20 protein-coding genes are annotated in these 21,016 nt (G+C 37.0%); 12 read left to right on the forward strand and 8 right to left on the reverse strand.

Annotation, left to right across the window (positions count from 1 at the left end):
- Window positions 1–147: 147 nt before the first annotated feature.
- Window positions 148–2,934, reverse strand: a complete 2,787-nt coding sequence (leuS, locus tag FFJ24_RS16865; protein WP_138818313.1) for a leucine--tRNA ligase — start codon at window positions 2,932–2,934, stop codon at window positions 148–150.
- 364 nt (window positions 2,935–3,298) lie between these two features.
- Window positions 3,299–3,826 carry a hypothetical protein gene (locus FFJ24_RS16870; RefSeq protein WP_145315347.1) on the reverse strand — a complete coding sequence of 176 codons (528 nt, stop codon included), beginning with the start codon at window positions 3,824–3,826 and terminating at the stop codon, window positions 3,299–3,301.
- Window positions 3,827–3,906: 80 nt separating this feature from the next.
- Here FFJ24_RS16870 and FFJ24_RS16875 point away from each other — a divergent pair, with 80 nt between their 5' ends.
- The 11 genes from FFJ24_RS16875 (at window position 3,907) to FFJ24_RS16925 (ending at window position 14,246) form a co-directional block, all read left to right on the forward strand.
- Window positions 3,907–4,785, forward strand: coding sequence for an ABC transporter permease (locus tag FFJ24_RS16875; protein ID WP_138818315.1), 879 nt, complete (start codon window positions 3,907–3,909; stop codon window positions 4,783–4,785).
- Window positions 4,785–5,012 carry a DUF3098 domain-containing protein gene (locus FFJ24_RS16880; RefSeq protein WP_138818316.1) on the forward strand — a complete coding sequence of 76 codons (228 nt, stop codon included), beginning with the start codon at window positions 4,785–4,787 and terminating at the stop codon, window positions 5,010–5,012. Before FFJ24_RS16875 ends, FFJ24_RS16880 begins: the two co-directional genes overlap by 1 nt.
- A gap of 79 nt (window positions 5,013–5,091) precedes the next feature.
- Window positions 5,092–5,886 carry an undecaprenyl-diphosphate phosphatase gene (locus tag FFJ24_RS16885; RefSeq protein ID WP_138818317.1) on the forward strand — a complete coding sequence of 265 codons (795 nt, stop codon included), beginning with the start codon at window positions 5,092–5,094 and terminating at the stop codon, window positions 5,884–5,886.
- Between the two features lie 155 nt (window positions 5,887–6,041).
- Window positions 6,042–6,773, forward strand: coding sequence for a tRNA pseudouridine(55) synthase TruB (truB, locus tag FFJ24_RS16890; protein WP_138818318.1), 732 nt, complete (start codon window positions 6,042–6,044; stop codon window positions 6,771–6,773).
- Window positions 6,770–7,630: a YitT family protein gene (locus FFJ24_RS16895; RefSeq protein WP_138818319.1), complete on the forward strand. Its 861-nt coding sequence runs from the start codon at window positions 6,770–6,772 to the stop codon at window positions 7,628–7,630. The genes truB and FFJ24_RS16895 overlap by 4 nt, the downstream gene beginning before the upstream one ends.
- Before the next feature lie 12 nt (window positions 7,631–7,642).
- Window positions 7,643–8,629 (forward strand): bifunctional riboflavin kinase/FAD synthetase, encoded by a 987-nt coding sequence (locus FFJ24_RS16900; protein WP_138818320.1) that lies wholly within the window; start codon window positions 7,643–7,645, stop codon window positions 8,627–8,629.
- 232 nt (window positions 8,630–8,861) lie between these two features.
- Window positions 8,862–9,215, forward strand: a complete 354-nt coding sequence (locus tag FFJ24_RS16905; protein ID WP_138818321.1) for a hypothetical protein — start codon at window positions 8,862–8,864, stop codon at window positions 9,213–9,215.
- A 98-nt stretch (window positions 9,216–9,313) separates the two neighbouring features.
- Entirely contained in the window at window positions 9,314–11,527 is a 2,214-nt protein-coding gene (locus tag FFJ24_RS16910) for a cation:proton antiporter (RefSeq protein ID WP_138818322.1), read from the forward strand.
- A 110-nt stretch (window positions 11,528–11,637) separates the two neighbouring features.
- Window positions 11,638–12,672: a DUF2157 domain-containing protein gene (locus FFJ24_RS16915; protein ID WP_138818323.1), complete on the forward strand. Its 1,035-nt coding sequence runs from the start codon at window positions 11,638–11,640 to the stop codon at window positions 12,670–12,672.
- 60 nt (window positions 12,673–12,732) lie between these two features.
- Window positions 12,733–13,818: a YhcG family protein gene (locus FFJ24_RS16920; RefSeq protein ID WP_138818324.1), complete on the forward strand. Its 1,086-nt coding sequence runs from the start codon at window positions 12,733–12,735 to the stop codon at window positions 13,816–13,818.
- Window positions 13,819–13,823: 5 nt separating this feature from the next.
- Complete coding sequence (locus FFJ24_RS16925; protein ID WP_138818325.1) at window positions 13,824–14,246, forward strand: secondary thiamine-phosphate synthase enzyme YjbQ; 423 nt, start codon at window positions 13,824–13,826, stop codon at window positions 14,244–14,246.
- Window position 14,247: 1 nt separating this feature from the next.
- On the opposite strand, the gene FFJ24_RS16930 is transcribed toward FFJ24_RS16925, so the two are convergent.
- From FFJ24_RS16930 to FFJ24_RS16945, 4 genes are all read right to left on the reverse strand, one after another.
- Window positions 14,248–15,216, reverse strand: a complete 969-nt coding sequence (locus FFJ24_RS16930) for a YihY/virulence factor BrkB family protein (protein WP_138818326.1) — start codon at window positions 15,214–15,216, stop codon at window positions 14,248–14,250.
- 159 nt (window positions 15,217–15,375) lie between these two features.
- Window positions 15,376–16,695, reverse strand: coding sequence for a DUF3887 domain-containing protein (locus FFJ24_RS16935; protein WP_138818327.1), 1,320 nt, complete (start codon window positions 16,693–16,695; stop codon window positions 15,376–15,378).
- Between the two features lie 143 nt (window positions 16,696–16,838).
- Complete coding sequence (locus tag FFJ24_RS16940; protein WP_138818328.1) at window positions 16,839–17,225, reverse strand: DoxX family protein; 387 nt, start codon at window positions 17,223–17,225, stop codon at window positions 16,839–16,841.
- Window positions 17,226–17,227: 2 nt separating this feature from the next.
- A complete protein-coding gene (locus FFJ24_RS16945; protein ID WP_138818329.1) occupies window positions 17,228–17,641 on the reverse strand; it encodes a VOC family protein in 414 nt (137 codons plus the stop codon).
- Window positions 17,642–17,808: 167 nt separating this feature from the next.
- Here FFJ24_RS16945 and FFJ24_RS16950 point away from each other — a divergent pair, with 167 nt between their 5' ends.
- The gene (locus FFJ24_RS16950) at window positions 17,809–18,795 is read left to right on the forward strand and encodes a GlxA family transcriptional regulator (protein ID WP_138818330.1); all 987 of its coding nucleotides are present in this window, start codon (window positions 17,809–17,811) and stop codon (window positions 18,793–18,795) included.
- A gap of 257 nt (window positions 18,796–19,052) precedes the next feature.
- On the opposite strand, the gene FFJ24_RS16955 is transcribed toward FFJ24_RS16950, so the two are convergent.
- Window positions 19,053–19,442 (reverse strand): LiaI-LiaF-like domain-containing protein, encoded by a 390-nt coding sequence (locus FFJ24_RS16955; RefSeq protein ID WP_138818331.1) that lies wholly within the window; start codon window positions 19,440–19,442, stop codon window positions 19,053–19,055.
- Between the two features lie 320 nt (window positions 19,443–19,762).
- Entirely contained in the window at window positions 19,763–20,452 is a 690-nt protein-coding gene (rpiA, locus tag FFJ24_RS16960) for a ribose-5-phosphate isomerase RpiA (RefSeq protein ID WP_138818332.1), read from the reverse strand.
- Window positions 20,453–21,016 lie beyond the last annotated feature (564 nt).

Consider the following 21,016-nt stretch of genomic DNA (forward strand, 5'->3'; position numbering starts at 1 on the left):
GCCGCGTCATTCCCAACTTGATTGGGAATCGCAATCCGATAGCTTTAAGATTCCCGCCTGCGCGGGAATGACGGAACTTTTTATATTTCTAGCTTAGGCAAGCGCAAGGAAAACCCTCCACCCTATTACCTTCCGCCTTCTACCTCTCTAAACCACCACGTTAATAATCTTTCCTTTAACGAAAATGATCTTTTTGGTTGGTTTCCCATCTAAGAATTTCAGGAATTGCTCATCAGCCAATAAAATACTTTCTACTTCTGGTTGGGCTAAAGTTAAGCTCAAATTCAGGTTCATTTTCATTTTACCGTTGATGGAAACCGGGTAAGCAAACTCATCTTCTACCAGATACTCAGGCTTAAATGTTGGGAAAGCAGTATAGGATAAAGTTCCAGCCTCGTTACCTAACAATACCCAAAGTTCTTCACAGATATGTGGCGCATAAGGCGAAAGAATAATCACCATATCTTCCAAAATCTGACGGTTTTTACATTTAAGATCCGTTAATTCATTTACCGCAATCATGAAACTTGATACAGAAGTATTGAAAGAAAAACGTTCGATATCATCCTGTACTTTTTTAATGATTTTATGCAGCGATTTCAGCTCCGCTTTGGTAGGTACATTATCATTTACATGGAAAGTCCAGTCTTCGTTGTGGAACAAACGCCAGAATTTACGCAAGAACTTAAATACCCCTTCAATGCCATTGGTATTCCAGGGTTTACTTTGCTCTAACGGACCTAAGAACATTTCGTACATGCGCAAAGTATCGGCTCCGTAACGTTCAATCAAATCATCAGGATTAACCACATTGAATTTTGATTTCGACATTTTTTCTACCTCAACACCACAAATGTATTTTCCACCCTCAAGAATAAATTCTGCATTGGCATATTCCTCTCTCCAGGCTTTAAATTTCGTCAGATCTAACGCATCGTTTTCAACAATGTTTACATCAACATGTAAAGCTGAAGTTTTATATTCTTTTCTTAAACCGGCAGAAACATAAGTATTGGTAGGTTTTCCGTTCTCGTCGTTAATACGATAAACAAAATTACTCCTACCCTGAATCATCCCCTGGTTAATCAGTTTTTTAAAAGGCTCTTCTTCCTTGGTATAACCTAAATCTTTCAAAAATTTATTCCAGAAACGGCTGTACAATAAGTGACCAGTTGCATGTTCAGAACCACCGATATACAAATCGACAGCCTTCCAATACTCAACTGCTTCTTTCGAAGCAAATTCTGCGTCATTATTGGCATCCATATACCGGTACCAGTACCAGCTGCTTCCTGCCCAACCCGGCATGGTGCTTAATTCATAGTGCCCGCCATCTTTTGGCAACCAGTTTTCGGCCCTGGCCAATGGTGGCTCACCTGTTTCGGTCGGTAAATATTTATCAATTTCCGGAAGCAACAAAGGCAATTCTTCTTCATTTACCAAATATGGTAACCCATCTTTAAAGTAAACAGGAATCGGTTCACCCCAATAACGCTGTCGACCGAAAATCGCATCGCGTTGACGGAAATTCACTTTGGCTTTTCCAACTTTTTCAACTTCTAACCAGTTATTCAAGAATGCTACAGCTTCTTTATAAGTCAACCCGTTAATAAAACCAGAGTTGATATATTTCCCTTCTTTGGTCGGATCTGCCTGCACATCAATATCTTTTTGCCCGTCCAAAATCTGGATAATCGGTAAATTAAAGTGTTTAGCAAATAACCAATCGCGTTGATCGCCACTTGGCACACCCATTACCGCACCTGTTCCATAACCAGCCAATACGTAATCAGCAATCCATAATTGAACGCGCTCACCACTTACCGGATTTATGACATAAGTACCTGTGAAAGCACCGGATACGGTTTTGGTATCAGCCATACGGTCTAATTCCGATTTCTTTTTCGTTAAAGCGATATAATTTGCAATGTCCTCTTTTTGTTCGGGAGTCGTCAATTTTGCAACCCATTCGTGTTCCGGAGCCAATACTAGATACGAAACACCAAAAATGGTATCTACGCGCGTGGTAAACACTTCAATCTGTTTATCTTTTCCTTCTACCTGAAATTTAACAGATGCTCCCACACTTTTGCCTATCCAGTTGCGCTGCATTTCTTTAATTGGCTCTGGCCAGTCAATCGTATCTAAACCTTGCAAAAGCCGGTCTGAATAAGCAGTAATCCGCATACTCCACTGCATCATTTTCTTTTGCTCAACCGGGAAACCGCCACGCTCTGAAAAACCGTCTTTTACTTCATCATTTGCTAAAACGGTACCTAAAGCTGCACACCAGTTTACAGTACTTTCGCGAAGATAAGTTAAACGGTATTTTAACAATTCGATCTGTTTCTCTTCATCAGTAAAAGTTGCCCAGTCGCTTGGCAGAAATTCTTTTGTATCTTCGTCACAAACCGATTTTACATAAGCAGTACCCGATGCGTTGAATTTTTCAATCAAGGTGGTAATATCTTCTGCCCTGTCGTTCTCAATATTATACCACGAGTTGAACAACTGCATAAAAATCCACTGCGTCCATTTGTAATAAGACGGCTCGCTGGTACGTACTTCCCTGCTCCAATCAAAAGAAAAACCGATCTGATCCAACTGTCGGCGGTAAGTTGCAATGTTTGCTTCAGTAGTAATGGCCGGATGTTGTCCGGTCTGTATCGCATATTGCTCCGCTGGTAATCCGAAAGAATCGTATCCCATCGGGTGCAATACGTTAAAACCTTTAAGGCGTTTGTATCTCGAAAAAATATCTGATGCAATGTAACCCAGTGGGTGACCAACGTGTAAGCCTGCTCCTGATGGATAAGGAAACATATCTAACACATAGTATTTTGGTTTTTCAGAATTGCTTTCGGCCTTAAATGTTTGATGATCTGCCCAGAATTTCTGCCACTTCCGTTCTATTTCTTTGAATTGGTAATCCATTGCAAGTTTTAATTTTTTAAAGGGGCGAAAATACGGAAATTAAGGGGCTTAAAAAAGGAGATTCATGATATTATTTTGCCAGCAGAAATGCAGAATAAGAAGAAGTTAAGAGTAAAACCCCGGCACCTTTTGTGTAGTCAGATGTTACGATCTGACTATCGGTTACTTAAAATAATGAAATATCTAGAATATGTGTTTTTAGTGTCAGTTGGTAACAACTGACACCACGAAAATAAAATGAAGCTTATGCGATTCAGTGTCAATTGGTAACAACCGACACCATGGCTATAATATACCTTCGCAAAAAAAATATGCCATTGATCTAAAAACCAATGGCAAAGCAAATAATCGGGGGATTAAGATTTTATCTTGATAAATAATATACTTTAGTAATGTTTGTTTTATCAATTTTAGCAGTAAACTCTAATTTGTTTGCAGTAAGACTGTTTATTTTACAATAATTAAGACCATCATTAATACTCATACTAAACTGATCAGAATAAATGATCACATACTCACCAATTGCCCTGTTTCCAGATAAACTTATCTCCACCTGGTCATCATTATTTGATTTATAATCAATATAATCAGTGGTTTTGCCATAATTAACGTCTCCATTAAGTTTTTGGTCAGTATAACCTGTGGTCACAATCCTATTTAAAGTCCAACGGCCCATCATTTGAGCTTTTAAAGAAGTAGTATCTTTTTTGCATGAAATAATGGTTGAGGTAAGAAGCATTAATAAACTTAGAATTGTAATTTGTCTTTTCATAGTTAAATTTAGTTTTAAGATATCCATAATTAACGCCGTTTTAGCAAATTTCGTACCGGCATTCGAAAAAGAATCAGATTTGCCATGGAATTTAATCTTCAAACTAAAAGCTAATCGCATACGTTAGTATTCATTTAACAATCATTAATTGGTGTTTATCAGGTATAATTTATATTTTCGCAGAAACAAAAATGAAATACATGGAAGAATTCGAAGTGAGTGATGCATCTAAGAAAACCAAAACCGTTTATATCTCTACTATAATCAGTATTGCATTGGTTTTATTGATGCTGGGGCTACTTGGTTTAGTACTTGTACATGCCAAAAACCTGTCTAACTACGTTAAAGAAAACATCGTTTTGAACATTATTGTTGATGAAGGTGCAAAAGAAGCGGATGTTTTGGCTTTCCAAAAAGAGTTAAATGCTAACCCGGCGGTAAAGCAAACTCAATATGTAAATAAAGAACTTGCAGCCAGAAATTTAACACAGGATTTAGGTGAAGATTTCGTTAACTTCCTAGGCTACAACCCACTAACATCTACCTTTGATGTGTATTTAAAAGCAGAATATGCAAACAATAAAAGTATAGATGCCTTAAAAACAAGTATTTCTAAGAATCCTGTAGTTAAAGAAGTGGTTTACCAAAGTTCTTTAATTGATATGGTAAACAAAAATATCAATACTATTGGTTTAATTATTTTAGCATTCGCAGCGTTGCTATTAATCATTTCTATCGCACTGATTAACAACACGATAAGACTAGCAATCTATTCACAGCGCTTTTTAATTAAAAGTATGCAGCTGGTTGGTGCAACGAAAAATTTTATTCGACGTCCTTTCTTATTGTATGCTGCTTTGCACGGCCTGATTGCGGCATTTATTGCCATCATTATTTTATTGGCAACTTTAATTTATGCCCGCAAAGAGGTACCTGAGATTATTATTTTAAATAACTACCAGGAATTTGGCTTCGTATTTACAGGCCTTTTAATTGTGGGTATTTTTATAACAGGCATTAGTACATGGTTTGCAGTAAGCAGATATTTACGTTTAAAATCTTATCATCTTTATAGATAATGGCAGAAAAAAAAACAAGTCCGGTTGTAAAGGACGTTAAAAGCGAATTGGTTTTTACCAAAAAAAACTATCAGTTATTGTTAATCAGCATAGCAATTGTAGCGGTTGGTTTTATCTTGATGATGGGCACTACTGGTGACATTTACGACTTCAGAAGAACTTTATTGGCTCCGATAGTGGTATTGGCAGGTTTTGCTTTTGGTATTTATGCAATCTTAAAAAAATAAATTTATCCTATTAGGATTATATTAAAACGCTTAATTAATTGATTGAGCGTTTTATTTATTTCCTTCCTTTCCTAAAAATATGAACGCTTTTGAAGCTATTGTCCTTGCAATTGTTGAAGGATTAACTGAATTTTTACCTGTATCGAGCACTGGTCACATGATTATTGCATCATCATTTATGGGCATCGCATCCGAACCATTTGTAAAACTCTTCACCATTGTCATCCAGTTGGGCGCAATACTTTCGGTGGTTGTACTCTATTTTAAGAGATTCTTCAAATCAATAACTTTCTACATTAAATTGCTTGTTGCCTTTATTCCTGCGGCTGTATTTGGCCTGTTATTAAGCAAAAAAATCGACGAATTATTGGAAAGTCCGATGGCAGTAGGCATTTCTCTGCTAATTGGGGGGATCATCCTTTTATTTGTTGATAAATGGTTTAATAAACCCACGGTATTGGAAGAAGAAAAGGTAACTTATTTAACCGCTTTAAAAATTGGATTCTTTCAATGTATCGCCATGTTACCAGGTGTATCGCGCTCGGGAGCAACTATTGTTGGTGGGATGAGTCAGAAATTAAGCAGAAAAGTGGCCGCTGAGTTTTCATTTTTCCTTGCGGTACCGACTATGTTTGCTGCAACCGCGAAAAAACTGTACGATTTTTACAAAGAAGGGCACACCATTACCCATGATCAAACTAATCTTCTAATTATCGGTAACGTTATTGCTTTTGTGGTAGCACTATTGGCTATTAAAAGTTTTATCGGATACCTGAACAAACATGGTTTCAAAGTCTTTGGTTGGTACAGAATTGCTGCTGGTTTAATCATTATCATCCTGTTATTAAGCGGACACAACTTACAGATCATATAATTCATGTAAATATTTTAACCACAACTTGTCCCGATTTTCGGGAGATAAAAAGGATGCATACAGATAATAATCATCCGTGTTTATCTTTGTACATCTGTGGTTAAAAAAACTTAAGCAAACCACATTGAATCCGTATCTTTGCGCAAAAAAGATTTGTGAGTACCGAAAATTCTAAATTCAAAGACTTCAATTTTGCTGAAGGCGAATTGCTTTTAATTAACAAACCATACAAATGGACTTCATTTGATGTGGTTGGCAAAATACGTAATTCTTTAAAACCACTAAAACTAAAAGTTGGTCATGCCGGCACTTTAGATCCACTTGCTACAGGTTTATTGATTATCTGTACCGGCAAGCTAACCAAACAGATAGACACTTTTCAGGCTGAAGAGAAAGAATATACCGGCACCATGATTTTGGGCGCTACTACCCCGTCATTTGATATGGAAACGGAGGTTGATGAAACCTTCGACATCAGCCACATTACCGAAGAAGAAATTTATGCTGCCTGTAAAGCATTTATTGGCAATATCGAGCAATATCCGCCTGCACATTCAGCAGTCAAGGTAAATGGTGAACGTTTATACGTAAAAGCAAGATTGGGTGAAGAGGTTGAATTAAGGAAACGTTTTGTAAGTGTACCGGAATTTGAAATTACACGGATCGAACTGCCAGAAATCGATTTCAGGATTGTGTGTAGCAAAGGTACTTATATCCGTTCATTAATATCCGATTTTGGTAAAACTTTAAATAACGGCGCTTACCTTTCTAAACTTACCCGTACCCGAAGCGGAAACTTTTTACTAAAAGATGCGTTTGAGGTATTAGAACTTGTTAATTATATTCGCAGTAAAAAAGAAGAAGCTAAAACTGAAACAGAAGCATGAACCGAATCAAAAACAGGCACACCAGGTTTGTAAAAGAAATTCTTTTAATTATTGCTGGTGTAACTTCGGCGTGTTTTGGCCTAAAAAGCTTTTTAATGCCGAGCCATTTTATTGACGGTGGTGTTACTGGTATTTCCCTCTTGCTAAGCACCTTAACTGGCTGGAATTTATCGTACCTCATTGCTATCATCAATATCCCATTTGTTATTTTAGGTTACAGGCAGATTGGTAAAGGCTTTGCCATTAAAACTGCTATCGCCATTGCTACGCTCTCACTGGCGCTAATTATATTGCCCTTTCAGCCCATTACACACGATAAATTACTTATTGCATTTTTTGGCGGTTTGTTTTTAGGTGGAGGAATCGGATTGGCCATGCGTGGCGGCTGTGTAATTGATGGTACAGAAGTTTTAGCGCTTTACATCAGTAAAAACAGCATTTTAACTGTTGGAAATATCATCCTGATTTTAAACATCATTATTTTTGCATTCGCAGCTTATTTCCTAAACATCGAAACTGCGCTTTATGCCATTCTAACATACTTATCTGCATCTAGTACCATCGATTTTATCGTAAATGGCATAGAACAATATACAGGTGTGACCATTATTTCAGAACATCAGGAAGCTATAAAAGGGTTTATCATTAACGAAATGAAACGAGGTGTGACCATTTATAAAGGCGAAGGCGGTTACGGAGAAAAGAAAGATATTGATATTATTTTTACTGTGGTTACCAAACTAGAAATGAGCAAATTACAAACTGCTATCCGGCAGATTGATTCAGATGCCTTTGTAATACAACAACAAATTGCCGATTTAAAGGGCGGGGTAGTTAAACGCCATGCCTTACATTAATTTTCCATCCCATTGAAGATATACAATAACCTTTCGGATTTTAAGAAATTAGATAATGCCATTGTAACCATTGGCACTTTTGATGGTGTACATTTCGGGCACCAAAAAATCATCAAACAACTGGTAGAAAAAGCAAAATCTGATAAAGGAGAAAGCGTAATACTAACTTTTTTCCCACACCCGAGAATGATTATTGATCCTGAAAACCAGGATCTAAAAATGATTAACACAATTACGGAAAAAGCAGAAATTTTAAAAGGTTTAGGGGTAGATCATTTAATCATTACACCATTTACCAGAGATTTCTCCAATCAACTGCCTGAAGATTACATAAAAAACATACTGGTAAACAACATTGGCACCAGGCATATTATTATTGGTTATGACCATCGTTTCGGTAAAGACCGTTCTGGCAACCTGGATGATTTAAAAGCCGCTGGCTTACATTATGGCTTTAATGTGGAGGAAATTATGGAACAGGATATTCATGATGTTGCAGTAAGCTCGACCAAAATCCGACAGGCACTTTTGGCTGGCGATGTAAGTTTAGCCAATGATTATCTGGGTTATCCATTTTCTATTTTCGGAAGGGTAATTAAAGGCGATAAAATTGGCCGAACAATTGGTTTCCCTACCGCCAATATCTTCGTAGAAGAAATATATAAACTGATTCCTGGCGATGGCATTTATGCCGTTACAGTTGAGATTGGTTCAGCGCTGGGCGTTGAGGGCTTAGCGGTGGATCAACTCCAAACGCAAAACGCCAAACTCCAAACTTATAAAGGCATGGCCTACATCGGGCAGCGTCCAACCATTAATGGGATGACCAGAAATATTGAGGTTAATATTTTCGATTTTAACCAGGAAATTTATGGACAGGACATCAAGATGAATTTCTTGAAATTCTTACGTCACGATGTAAAATTTACCGGATTAGAAGCGCTTACCGTTCAATTGCAAAAAGATAAGGAAGCGACGCTCAATTATTTTAACAGGTGATTTTTTTTAGGGTATCCAGCTCGATTGTCATCTCGACTGAAACGCAGTGGAATGGAGAGATCTATCTAAACAGATTTCTCGACTTCGTTGCACTCCGCTCGAAATGACGGTAACTCGAGATGAGAGTGATTTTATAAACTCAATTTTAATAATCTAAGTCAAAAGGGTATTTAAGTCTGTTTAAATCAGATTTCCCTTTCAAAAAAGCCTTATTTTCGTTATATTAGCGGCAATGAGGGTTTTTTACATCATTTTCTTTCTATCTATCTCCATTAATTTTGCGGTCTTCGCATCGCAAAAACAAGGAAATGATGCCGCATTAAAAAACACTAAAATCAGTTTCTTTTCCTGTAAAAAAAACATCAACCTTAATCTTGGTTTCAATCAGGATAATGAAAGCCTGCAAAAAGATTTTATTAACAGTTCTATTGTAAAAATATCTTCCAGTGCTTTTGTTCTCATCACTTTTTGGCTATTCCTTTTTTTAAAGAACAAAACCATCAATACAAAAGTTGTAATCAAAAGATTAAATCATAATTATTGGTGCCTGTTTAAGATGCTCTATCCAAAACATGTTTTTTGGTAAGTAATTTCATTATTAACCACTTCAATGTGGGTTATAAAATGCCAGGTATCAATTATAGCTGGAAATAAATTATTTAAACAACATTACTTTTTATATAGATGCATTTACCCGATTTAATAGCCGATTTAGGATTAATCCTTGCTGCCGCAGGAATAACCACTCTTATATTTAAAAAAATTAAACAGCCCCTCGTTCTGGGCTATATACTGGCTGGCCTATTGGTTGGTTCTCATTTAGATTTTTTTCCCTCTGTTACCGATACCAAGAGTATTAACATTTGGGGCGAAATTGGTGTAATTTTCCTTTTATTCAGCCTTGGTTTAGAATTCAGCTTTAAAAAACTGGTTAAAGTTGGCGGTTCCGCTTCCATCACCGCGATTGTGAAAGTCCTTTTTATCATTCTGGCAGGTTACTTGGTTGGTAAAGCAATGGGCTGGAAAGATATGGACAGCCTGTTTTTAGGTGGAATCTTATCCATATCCTCAACCATGATTACCATAAAAGCCTTCGAAGAACTTGGCCTAAAGCATAAAAAGTTTGCCGGTCTGGTTTTCGGGGTTTTAATTGTTGAAGATCTGGTGGCAATCTTGTTATTGGTATTATTTTCTACGTTGGCCGTAAGCCAGCAGTCGGCAGGTACAGAAATGCTGTATTCTATCTTAAAACTAGCATTCTTTTTGGTGCTTTGGTTTTTGGGTGGAATATTTTTAATCCCTTCATTTCTTAAAGCAACCAAAAAATTAATGAATGATGAAACCATGCTGGTGGTATCTTTAGGTTTGTGTTTGGTGATGGTATTACTGGCCGATAAGGTTGGGTTTTCTCCGGCTTTAGGTGCATTTATTATGGGTTCTATTTTAGCCGAAACTACGCAGGCCGAAAGAATAGAACACTTAACAAAATCGGTAAAAGATTTATTCGCCGCGGTTTTCTTTGTTTCAGTTGGTATGCTGATTGATCCTTCGATGCTGGTTAAATACGCTGTTCCCATTTTAGTGGCTACCGTGGTTATCATCTTTGGGAAAATCATATTTACCATTTTAGGGGCGTTATTGTCTGGTCAGCCGCTAAAAACTTCGGTACAATCGGGCATGAGTTTGGCACAAATTGGTGAGTTTTCATTTATCATTGCCTCATTAGGATTAACCCTTAAAGTAACCAGCGATTTCCTTTACCCAATCGCTGTAGCAGCGGCAGCTATTACAACCTTTACCACACCATACCTGATTAAACTATCCGAACCTTTTTACCAGTATTTAAACCGCGTTTTACCAAAAAAATGGCTTGATGGTATAGAAAGATACAGCTCCAGTACTGAAGGGATTACCACGTTAAGCGATTGGAAAGTTCTATTAAGGTCTTATATTTTTAATACGATTATCCACTCGGTAATCATCATAGCAATCATATTTCTGGCTTACCGATATGTTCAGCCTTTTATTGTAAGCAATATTTCCAATAGCTTAACTTCTATTATCATCAGCGTAGTGGTTTCGTTCATTTTAATGTCGCCATTTTTATGGGCATTATCTATCCGAAGGATTCAACGAACAGCCTATTCTCACCTTTGGCTGAATAAAAAATATACCCGTGGTCCGTTAATTGCCATCGAATTTTTCAGAATAGCTTTAGGGATCTTCTTTGTAGGATTTTTAATGTATGAATTCTTCGACACCTGGATTGCAGCTGTAATCGCATTAGGCCTGATTATTTTAGGCATGGTTATCTTCTCCAGGAAACTGCAGTCTTTTTATGATAAGCTGGAAAGACGTTTCATGTTGAATTTAAATGCCCGTGAGAATCAAAAACCTGACATTTTGCCTTGGGATACCCACCTCACAGAACTTACTGTTTCACCTGAATCGGAAGTGGTAGGAAAAACGCTTACCGAATTAATGATCAGGGAAAAATATGGGGTAAATATTGCCTTAATCGAACGTGGAAGAAACAATATCCCAACGCCAGGCAGAGACGAGCGGCTTTATCCTAACGACAAACTATTGTTGATTGGTGCTGATGATCAATTGGCCGCTGTTAAGGCACTTTTAGAAGTTGATGCTCCGGAAACAGCCGAAGAAAATAATTTCCCGAATAAAGAAATGACCTTGCAAAAGGTTATTGTTCATGCCGAATCGCCTGTTTATGGCATGAGTATCAGAAATGCAGGGATCCGCGAAAAAGCACAGGCACTAATTGTGGGTATTGAACGTGGTGCTGATCGGATATTGAATCCTTCATCCGACTTTGTGTTCGACAACGGCGATGTAATTTGGATTGTTGGGAACAATAAAAAAATCAAAGAGGTTATATAGATTAGTCCGAAGTCAGAAGTCTATATGTATAGATAATATGTTTTTTCACTTTAGGAACTTGGACTTCTGACTTCCGGTCAAAAAACATATCTTCGTGTATAACCTAACCTATGAAAGTTGACAGAGAAAAGAGTGAGTTTCTAGATGACATGATTGAGCAATGGCAAAATGATGGCTTAATTAATGATGAAACAGGCGATAAACTCCGTAAAAGTTATGAAGCCAAAAACTTCGATTGGTTACGTCTGGCACAATATGCTTTTTGGGTAGCCTTAGCTTGTGGTTTTATTGCTCTTGGATCGCTCCTTATTGATAATTCAATCTTAGACTATTTAAAACGGGTTTACAATACGCCTAATATCGTTATTGCTATCATTTCTGGCGGATTGGCGGGATGGCTTTATATCCTGGGTTTCAGGCGGAAGAAGAAGCTGGCACATTTAAAGTTTAGCAATGAAGCCATTGTGTTTTCTGCTATTTTGCTCACGGCAAATGCAATTGCTTATTTCGGAAAAGTGCTGGATAATGGATCTGGCAATTTTTCCATCCTGATTTTAATATCTGTTTTCATTTATGGTGCTTTAGGTTATCTCTTCAATTCACGTTTAATATGGATTTTTGCCTTGATATCATTAGGTGCCTGGTTTGGCACAGAAACAGGCTATTTAAGCCGATGGAATTATTATTTCCTTGGCATGAATTATCCCTTGCGCTTTGTCGTTTTCGGCGCAGTATTAACTGCGGCATCTTTCATTATGAAAGCTTTTCCTAAAACGCAAAATTTCTTTCAGGTTACTTATATTGCCGGAATGGTGTACCTTTTTGTATCGCTTTGGGCCCTATCTGTATTCGGCAATTTTGCCAGTTTAGAAGAATGGTACAAGGTTAGGCAACTGAGCTTGTTTTATTGGGCGCTGATTTCAGGAGCTATTTGTGTAGCAAGCACTTTATTTGGCTTAAAATACCGTGATGATATTGCCCGCGAATTCGGCATTACCTTTCTCTTTATTAACCTCTATACGCGCTATTTTGAATATTTTTGGGACAGTTGGCATAAAGCCTTATTCTTCTCTGTATTAGCGACCTCTTTTTGGTTGATTGGCAGAAAAGCAGAAAAAATATGGAATGTGGAGTTTTTGAAATAATCATCAATACCAGTTTTAAAGTGAAAAAACATTCTTTCAATATATAAGATAAATATAAAAATGCAAATTGAAAAGCAAAACTTATATACAAAGGTTATTAAATTGCTTAACCAAGCGAGGCAAAATGTAGTACAAACCATTAATAATACAATGGCTACTGCTTACTTCGAAATTGGCAGAATGATTGTTGAAGAAGAGCAACAGGGGAAAGAAAGAGCAGAATACGGTAAACAGATTTTAAATGAACTTTCTGAAAAATTAGTTGCTGAACTTGGCAAAGGTTTTTCAAAAAGAAATTTAGAACAAATGCGCCAGTTTTATTTAACTTATTCAATTGCGCAGACAGTGTCTGCGCAATTGGAAAAAAATCAGACAGCCACTGATAAATTCAAAAATGAAGAAATTGCCAACATTGTATTTCGTAAATCTAAAATTCAGCAGACACTGTCTGCTGAATTCAAACTTACATGGTCTCACTACCTCAAGTTAATGAGAATAACAAATGTAAACGAACGTAATTTTTACGAAATAGAATCAATCAAAAACAATTGGAGTTTACGCGAGTTGCAGCGCCAATATGATTCAGCATTATATACACGTTTGGCAATAAGCAAAAACAAGGAAGAGATAAGATCACTTGGCCAAAAAGGACAAATAATTGAAAAAAACAAGGATTTAATAAAAGACCCTTATGTACTGGAATTCCTAGGACTACCAGAGCAAAGTTTTTATTCAGAAAGTGACTTAGAGCAAAAATTAATTGATAAACTTGAACATTTCTTATTAGAACTCGGTAATGGTTTCACCTTTGTAGCCCGTCAAAAAAGAATAACTTTTGAAGAAAGACATTTCAAAATAGACTTAGTTTTCTACAACCGTATTTTAAAATGTTTTGTACTTATCGATTTAAAAATAGGAGAACTCAAACATCAGGATATTGGTCAGATGCAGATGTATGTGAACTATTTTGACAGAGAAGTAAAACTTGAGGATGAAAATAAAACCATCGGTATTATTCTTTGCCAGGATAAAAGTGAATCGGTAGTAAGATATACACTTCCTGAAAACAATGAACAAATTTTCGCAAGTAAGTATTTAACTGTCTTACCTAGTGAAAAGGATTTCATCAAAATCATCGAGAATTAATTCAAATGAAAATATATCAACAAGCCTTAGCACTCAGAGAACGTAGAAGGGGATTCCATATTATTACCGATGAGATTGAGGATGCCTTGCCTCAAATTGACGAGATTAACATTGGTATTTGTCAGGTTTTTATACAGCATACCTCTGCTTCTCTTACGATTAACGAAAATGCTGATCCTACGGTCAGAATGGATTTTGAAATGTTCTTTAATAAAACCGTTAAGGAAAACGATCCTGATTATGAGCATGACTACGAGGGATCGGACGATATGCCAGCCCATTTAAAATCGGCACTTTTGGGTAGTTCCGTAATTATCCCGATAAGAAATGGCAGATTAGCACTTGGTACCTGGCAGGGAATTTACCTTTGCGAGCACCGCAACCATGGTGGACAAAGAAGATTGATCATTACGGCCTGGGGAGAATAATTTATGCTTTTTTAACCTCTTCTTTGATTTCAGGGTGATTATCCTGAATAGATTTACCCTCTGTTTCTACTTCAATTTCTTTCGTGGTGACCGCATAATGCGAAGGATAAATCTCCGACCCAAAAGCAACCGCATAAGCCTTGGTAAATTCGGCACCGAAATATAAAATGATAGAAGAATAGTACGTCCACAAAAGCACCACTACTAATGAACCCGTTGCCCCATAAGTACTCCCAACATTGCTTTGCCCAATATAAATTGAAATGGCAAATTTACCAATCATAAAAAGCACTGCCGTTACAATTGCTCCGGCAATTACATCACGCCATTTTATAATTGCATCAGGTAATACTTTAAATATTACTCCAAATATTAAAGAGATGACAGCAAGGGTAACCACTTGATTAATGATATAAAATACAATGACCGATACTTCGGCAAACCTGGCCTGTAAACGGCTGCTAAAAGCATCTAAGACTGAGGTTACAGCAAGTGAAACTAATAGCACAAAGCCCAAACTGATAATTACTGAGAAAGACAAAAACCTGTTCTGTAACATCTTTACCCAACCCCTTTTAGGTTTTGGTTTTAAGCCCCAAATGGTATTAATTGAATCCTGGATATCCCCAAAAACGGTAGTTGCCCCAAGCAATAGTGTAAAAATACCAATGATTAAGGCGATAGTGCTTTTTCCATCCAAATAAGCATTTTTAATCAGCTGTTGCAGGGAAGTAGCCGATTCTCTACCTAAAAATCCTTCAAGCTGGGCATAAACCTGCCCTTCGGCTATTTCTCTGCCTAAAAATATACCGCACAAAGAAATAATAACCACAAGCAATGGCGCCATAGAAAACACCGTATAATAGGCTAATGAGCCACTAAGTTTCGTTACCTTATGATTATTAAATCCGGTAAACGATGCTTTTAAAATGCCCCATATTCCTTTTAAAGTGATTTTCCGCTTTTCCATAAACAAACTATTTAAGATGAGATGTCATAAACTTAAACCGCTTATTTTTTGAATTGTTTGTGATTAATGAACAAAGACATGATGTAAAGAAACTTAATTCACAAAAAAAGCTCCTGAAATTTGATCGGAGCTTTATTCTTTTTTGATAAGTGATTTATACTATTTGGCTTTAATCCATAAGGCAATATCGTTAACCAAAGTTTCGGATACACTTACCGCTGCCTGGTATTGTGCCATTGTTCCCTTTTCGGTTTGAGAACTTAGCAGGTGATTTAAATCCGGGTAAAATTTAAGAACCACATTTTTCTTTTTACTCAAAGCAGCATTCCATAAATCAAAATCTACTTTACCTACCTGAAAATCATTACCACCTTGCAATACGTAGATTTTAGGTTTCGAAAGAGTTTTAGCTACAGCAACCTGATTGTAGGCATTTAAATCTGCCCAATATTTGGCAGGCAATCCTAAAATTACAGAATCAGGTTTTATGGTTGTTCCCAACTGCGAAATTCTACTTTTATCAATTTCCGCATCAGCATCTGCCAATTGTTTTTTAAAGGCAGCTGTAGTATCATTAGCCTGATCGAACATATATTTATTCTGATCTACAATAATATCTGTTAATTTTCTCGCTGGTGTTGCCGCCAAAATAATCCCCGCTAAATCAGGTGTAAGTGTTGCTATTTTAGGTGCTAACATTCCACCTAAACTATGACCGAATACATAAACCGCTTTGGGATTGGCCCCAACAACCGTTTTTGCAAGTGCAATAGCTGCAGTTGCATCATCCAGCACCTCTTCTTTTACAGTAAAAGCTTTATTAAATTCGTTCGGATAAATTAAAGTTCGTTTTACGTATCGAACAGAAGCAATTCCTTTAGAGGCTAAACCGCCAGCCAAATCTTTAAAGGGTTTATTTGCACCAACTGTTTCATCCATATCGGCAGGTCCGGAGCCGTGTACAAAAACCACCACAGGGAAATTTTTGGCATTTTTTGGAGTTGTGATAATGGCAGCCAATTGTTTTCCTGCCGGACCAATATATAACGACTTTTCCCGGTATAAACTGGTATCTACATAGGTTGGTTTTAAATAAGTGGACGATTTGCGGGAAGGTGCCAGAAAGATTCCGACAATTTTCTGTTGTTTATTAAAACCTAAAATAAAGTTCTGATTACCGTTAGCAAATTTACCTTCAACCGTTACAGCGAAAAACTCGCCCTGAGCTTTACTTTGAATGGCATCTAAAGACTCTGCCTTTCCATATTTTGTTCCTATATCTCCCCAAAGTTTCTTTAAATTTTCTTCTGTTAATTTCGTTTTCAAAGTATCATCAAAGAAAGCGTGCGCATCTTTAAATTTCTCTTCCTGTAACAGTTTAAAAAAATCGTTTGCGCCATTGAAAAGCTGGATCACATTTTGAGAAAATGCCGAAGTAGTAAATAGTAAAGCGATTATGAATAAAAGGCTCTTTTTCATTCGTATAATATTGTTTTTAGGGTAATTAAACCATTATGATTCCACATTAAACCCGAAATCATGATCGTTTTTTATTGTGTTTGGTTGTTTACAATACCCAAAGTTAACAATATTTGGTTCTCAAAAGCTTTTAATCAAACTAATTATTTAGTTTTAACTATTTTTAACATTTGCTTTACTTTTTTCCATAAAATATAAGGAATAAACATCATAACCAAAGCAACAAGTGGAGGGATCAACAACGATACACCATCTCCAACAAATGCTCTGGAAGCAAAAGCGCCAATAAAATTGATGGCAAAACCTGCATAAGCCCATTCTTTAATAGTTGTATATTTATTCTGTAAAATTGATAATGACCCAAGCAATTTTGCAATGCCTACAATGATGAGCATATACATCGGATAACCGAGGTGTTTAAGTACTTCTTTCCCTGCTTCCTGCTGTGTTACTCCACCAAAGCCATCCATAATCATCATTAAAGCGAAAGTGATGGTTGCAATCCAATACCAGGTTGTCAACTTTTTCATGTTTATCTATTTTTATCGTAATTAATTAACCAGTTGTTCCCAAAACGGTCTGTTAAATCGCCAAAAAGTGCTCCCCAAAAGGTTTCCTGTAAAGGGTGTGAGGCTCTGCCGCCAACGGAAAGTTTATGGTAAAAAGCTTTTGCCTCTTCTTCGGAATTGCAGTTGAGCATCATAGATACGGAGTTTCCTTTTACAAGCCCCTTTTCTTCAACCATATCAGTACCCATAATTACCATTTCATCTTTAGCTAAAATGGCATGCATCACGCTCCTTCGTATGACATTGGGCATTTTTCCTGCAAAATCCGATTCTCCAATGGTTTCGAGCGTTAGTTCTCCACCCAGGCAATCCTGGTAAAAAGTCATTGCTTCCCGGCAATTTCCGTTAAAAGTAAGATATGAATTTATGCTAGCCATTTGTTCCTATTTATTTGATGCCATTTAGCAATCGGTTCTTCCATCATACATTTTGGCATAAACCCTTAACTATATACAAACATACAGGATGATTACAGCAAGCGGAACCCGTAGAAACGACAATTGCGGGGGTTGTTTACGACAAATAGCCTTGCTATATTTGAGATATGAAACACGTATCTATCTTAATACCAGAGACTGCCGTGATCGAGGCCATTGCAGATCCACGCTATTTATTTACCGCTGTTAACGAATTTTTACAGGCATCAGGTAAATTACCGCTTTTTAAAGTAGAGCTGGTAGCCATGACAAAAGAGGTAAAGCTGAACAATAGTCTTTTCTCAGTACATGCCGATAAATTATTGCATGAAGTGGAACATACCGATCTCATCTTTGTTCCGGCAATAAGCGGTAATGTAGGTTATGCCATGGAGGCAAATCAGGATCTGGTACCGTGGATTGTAAAACAGCATGCAAAAGGGGCCGAAATAGCCTCACTTTGTTTAGGCGCATTTATATTGGCCTCCACAGGTTTGTTAAACGGCCGGAAATGTTCTACACACTGGTTGTTTGCCAATCAGTTCAGGGAAATGTTTCCTGATGTAGAATTGGTTGATGGCAGCATCATTACCGATGCGCAGGGATTATATTCGAGCGGTGGCGCAAATTCGTACTGGAACCTGCTTTTATACCTGGTAGAGAAATATACGGATCGGGATACCGCCATTTTAGCCGCTAAATATTTCGCTATTGATATCGATCGCGAAAGTCAGCTGGCTTTTATGATGTTCCAGGGGCAAAAAGGACATGAGGATGCAAAAATTAAAAAGGCCCAGGAATTTATTGATGGAAATTACCAGGAACGGATTACGGTAGACCAACTGGCTGATATGCTGGCGCTGGGCAGAAGGAGCTTTGAGCGGAGGTTTAAAAGTGCTACCAAAAATACCGTAATCGAGTATATTCAAAGGGTTAAAATTGAAGCCGCAAAACGGAGTTTCGAATCGAGCAGAAAAAATATTACCGAAGTGATGTTTGATGTAGGGTATACCGATACTAAATCATTCAGGGATGTTTTCAAAAAAATAACAGGCTTAACCCCTATTGAATACCGCAATAAATATCATAAAGCGGTGCCGGTTTTACAGGTTTAGCAAAAAAATGAAAAAAAATTAAACTCAACACAATATATTCCAATTACAGCGTTTATGTATGTGAGAGCGTTAATTTAGATGACGGGGATACTGCCTAAGGGTGGAATCCCCGTTTCTTTTTGGCTAAGCGCGGAGCGCTTGGGGCAGCAATTAAACGTATTCAGAGCTCCATGCTCAATACCCTCTGCTATTAAGCATAAAAAGGGGACATTGTCAAAAAATGTCCCCTTTTAAAATATATGATAGAGTTAAGAATTTTAGCTTTCTTTATCAGTAAAATCAACTGGTTTTTTTTCAAAATACTGATCGAAGTTTTGTACTTTTCTAGGCTTTAAGATTACATATAAACCTAAGCCGATCAATACCATTGGCATACTAATTCTAAACAGATCAAAATCAAATATGTTTATCGCTTTAAAAGTGAATAAGCCTCCAATAATGGTCAATGCCAACCAGCCACTTCCCTGAAAGTCTTTACGGTAGCCCATCCATAAACCGATACCTAACATAATGGTGTGCCATTTCAATATCCAATGTGGCACATCTATTCCCGAGTTTCTTAATAAGAATACCGAACCGATGGCGATGATTAAAATGCCTAGACCAAATTGTTTATCTGTGTGATTTTTTTTGATTAAATTTTCCATGACCGTTTTGTTTTATGATTCAAATGTATCACGAATACCAATGCCGGAGAATGGCTTTTCCCCTAATTGTGATGTTTTATCGGTGAGTGAAATAAAACTGTCGGTAAAAATTTACGGTGATTTAAGAAAAGAAGAAATTATCGGTGAAATTATCAGTTTTGCCACGGAAACACCGAGAACACGGAATTAAAACTTAATTTCCTTAACTCCTTTACTAAAAATTAGATCACCATTTAGAAAATTAAGATCATTAAGAAAAATTTTCTTTTAGCGCAATAAAGGGAAATGAACCAATGATTAATTAACCAGTGAACTAATAGCTATTCAAAAATAATAATATCTGCCCCTTCGCTCATGATTACTTTCGAAGTGATGTTAATGAATAAACCATGGGCCAATAATCCGTTAATCTGATTAAGATCAGAAGCTAATTTTGCAGGATCATCAATAAGACCAAAATCTGCATCAATAATCAGGTTACCATTGTCAGTAATAAATGTTCGGTCTTCTACAGTTCTCAATATACCCTTTCCACCAAGTTTATTAATTTGATCGAATACGTATTGATAGGCCAATGGAACTACCTCAACAGGAACAGTAAAAGCACCTAATTTTTTAACTTTTTTTGAAGCGTCGGCAATAATGATGGCATCTTTACTAAGTGAAGCAATTATCTTCTCTCTAAACAGTGCCCCGCCTCCGCCTTTAATCAGATCGAGTGATTCTGTAAATTCATCAGCCCCATCAATACTGATATCAATTTTGCTTAAACGCCCAAGGTCAAGAATTTCTATGCCCAGAGATTTCGCGAGTTCTTCTGTTCGGATGGAACTTGCAGCAGCCTTTATCTTAAGCCCTTCTTTTACTCGTTTACCTAATTCTTTAATGGCAAAAGTTGTGGTAGATCCCGTACCCAAGCCTACTATATCGCCATCTTTAACAAATTTTACTGCAGCCTGGGCGGCCGCCAATTTTTCTGCATCTTGTTGGGTTTTATCTATAGTAGCCATAAAGTAAAAATAGGTTTAAATGATAAACATTGCAAAAACGAAAAATAAATTACTGCTGATGCAATAAATCGTTTTAATAGCGTTTATGTATATGAGAGCGTTAATTTAGATGATGGGGATTCTGCAATAGTGGAATCCCCATTTCTTTTAGATGATATTATAGAAAGATCGTAAAGGTCGTTAATGGCAATCCCGATGCGATGCAACAAAGAGGAATAATTTAAAAAACAAAAGATTTTTTGTTTACCTATTCTTTACCCTTTATTTACCCTTTCTAGGCACCAGGTTAACCCCACGGTTACCCCTGGCTTACCTATCCGTTACCTTTTGGTTACCTAAAAGGTAAAGCCAACGTCTTTTTTGGGGCTTTCTGCGGTAAGCCAGGGCCCATGCTACCTGCCAGCAGGTACCCAGGATACTATACCGTTATCTGTAGTAGCATAAAGTAAGAATAGGCTTTATGAAAACCATCCCAAAAACGAAAAATTTTTTTTTACTAATGCAATAAATCGTTTTTACAGCGTTTATGTATATGAGAGCGTTAATTTAGATGATGGGGATTCT

Origin of the sequence: Pedobacter sp. KBS0701 (assembly GCF_005938645.2) — a bacterium.
Classification (GTDB): Bacteria; Bacteroidota; Bacteroidia; order Sphingobacteriales; family Sphingobacteriaceae; genus Pedobacter.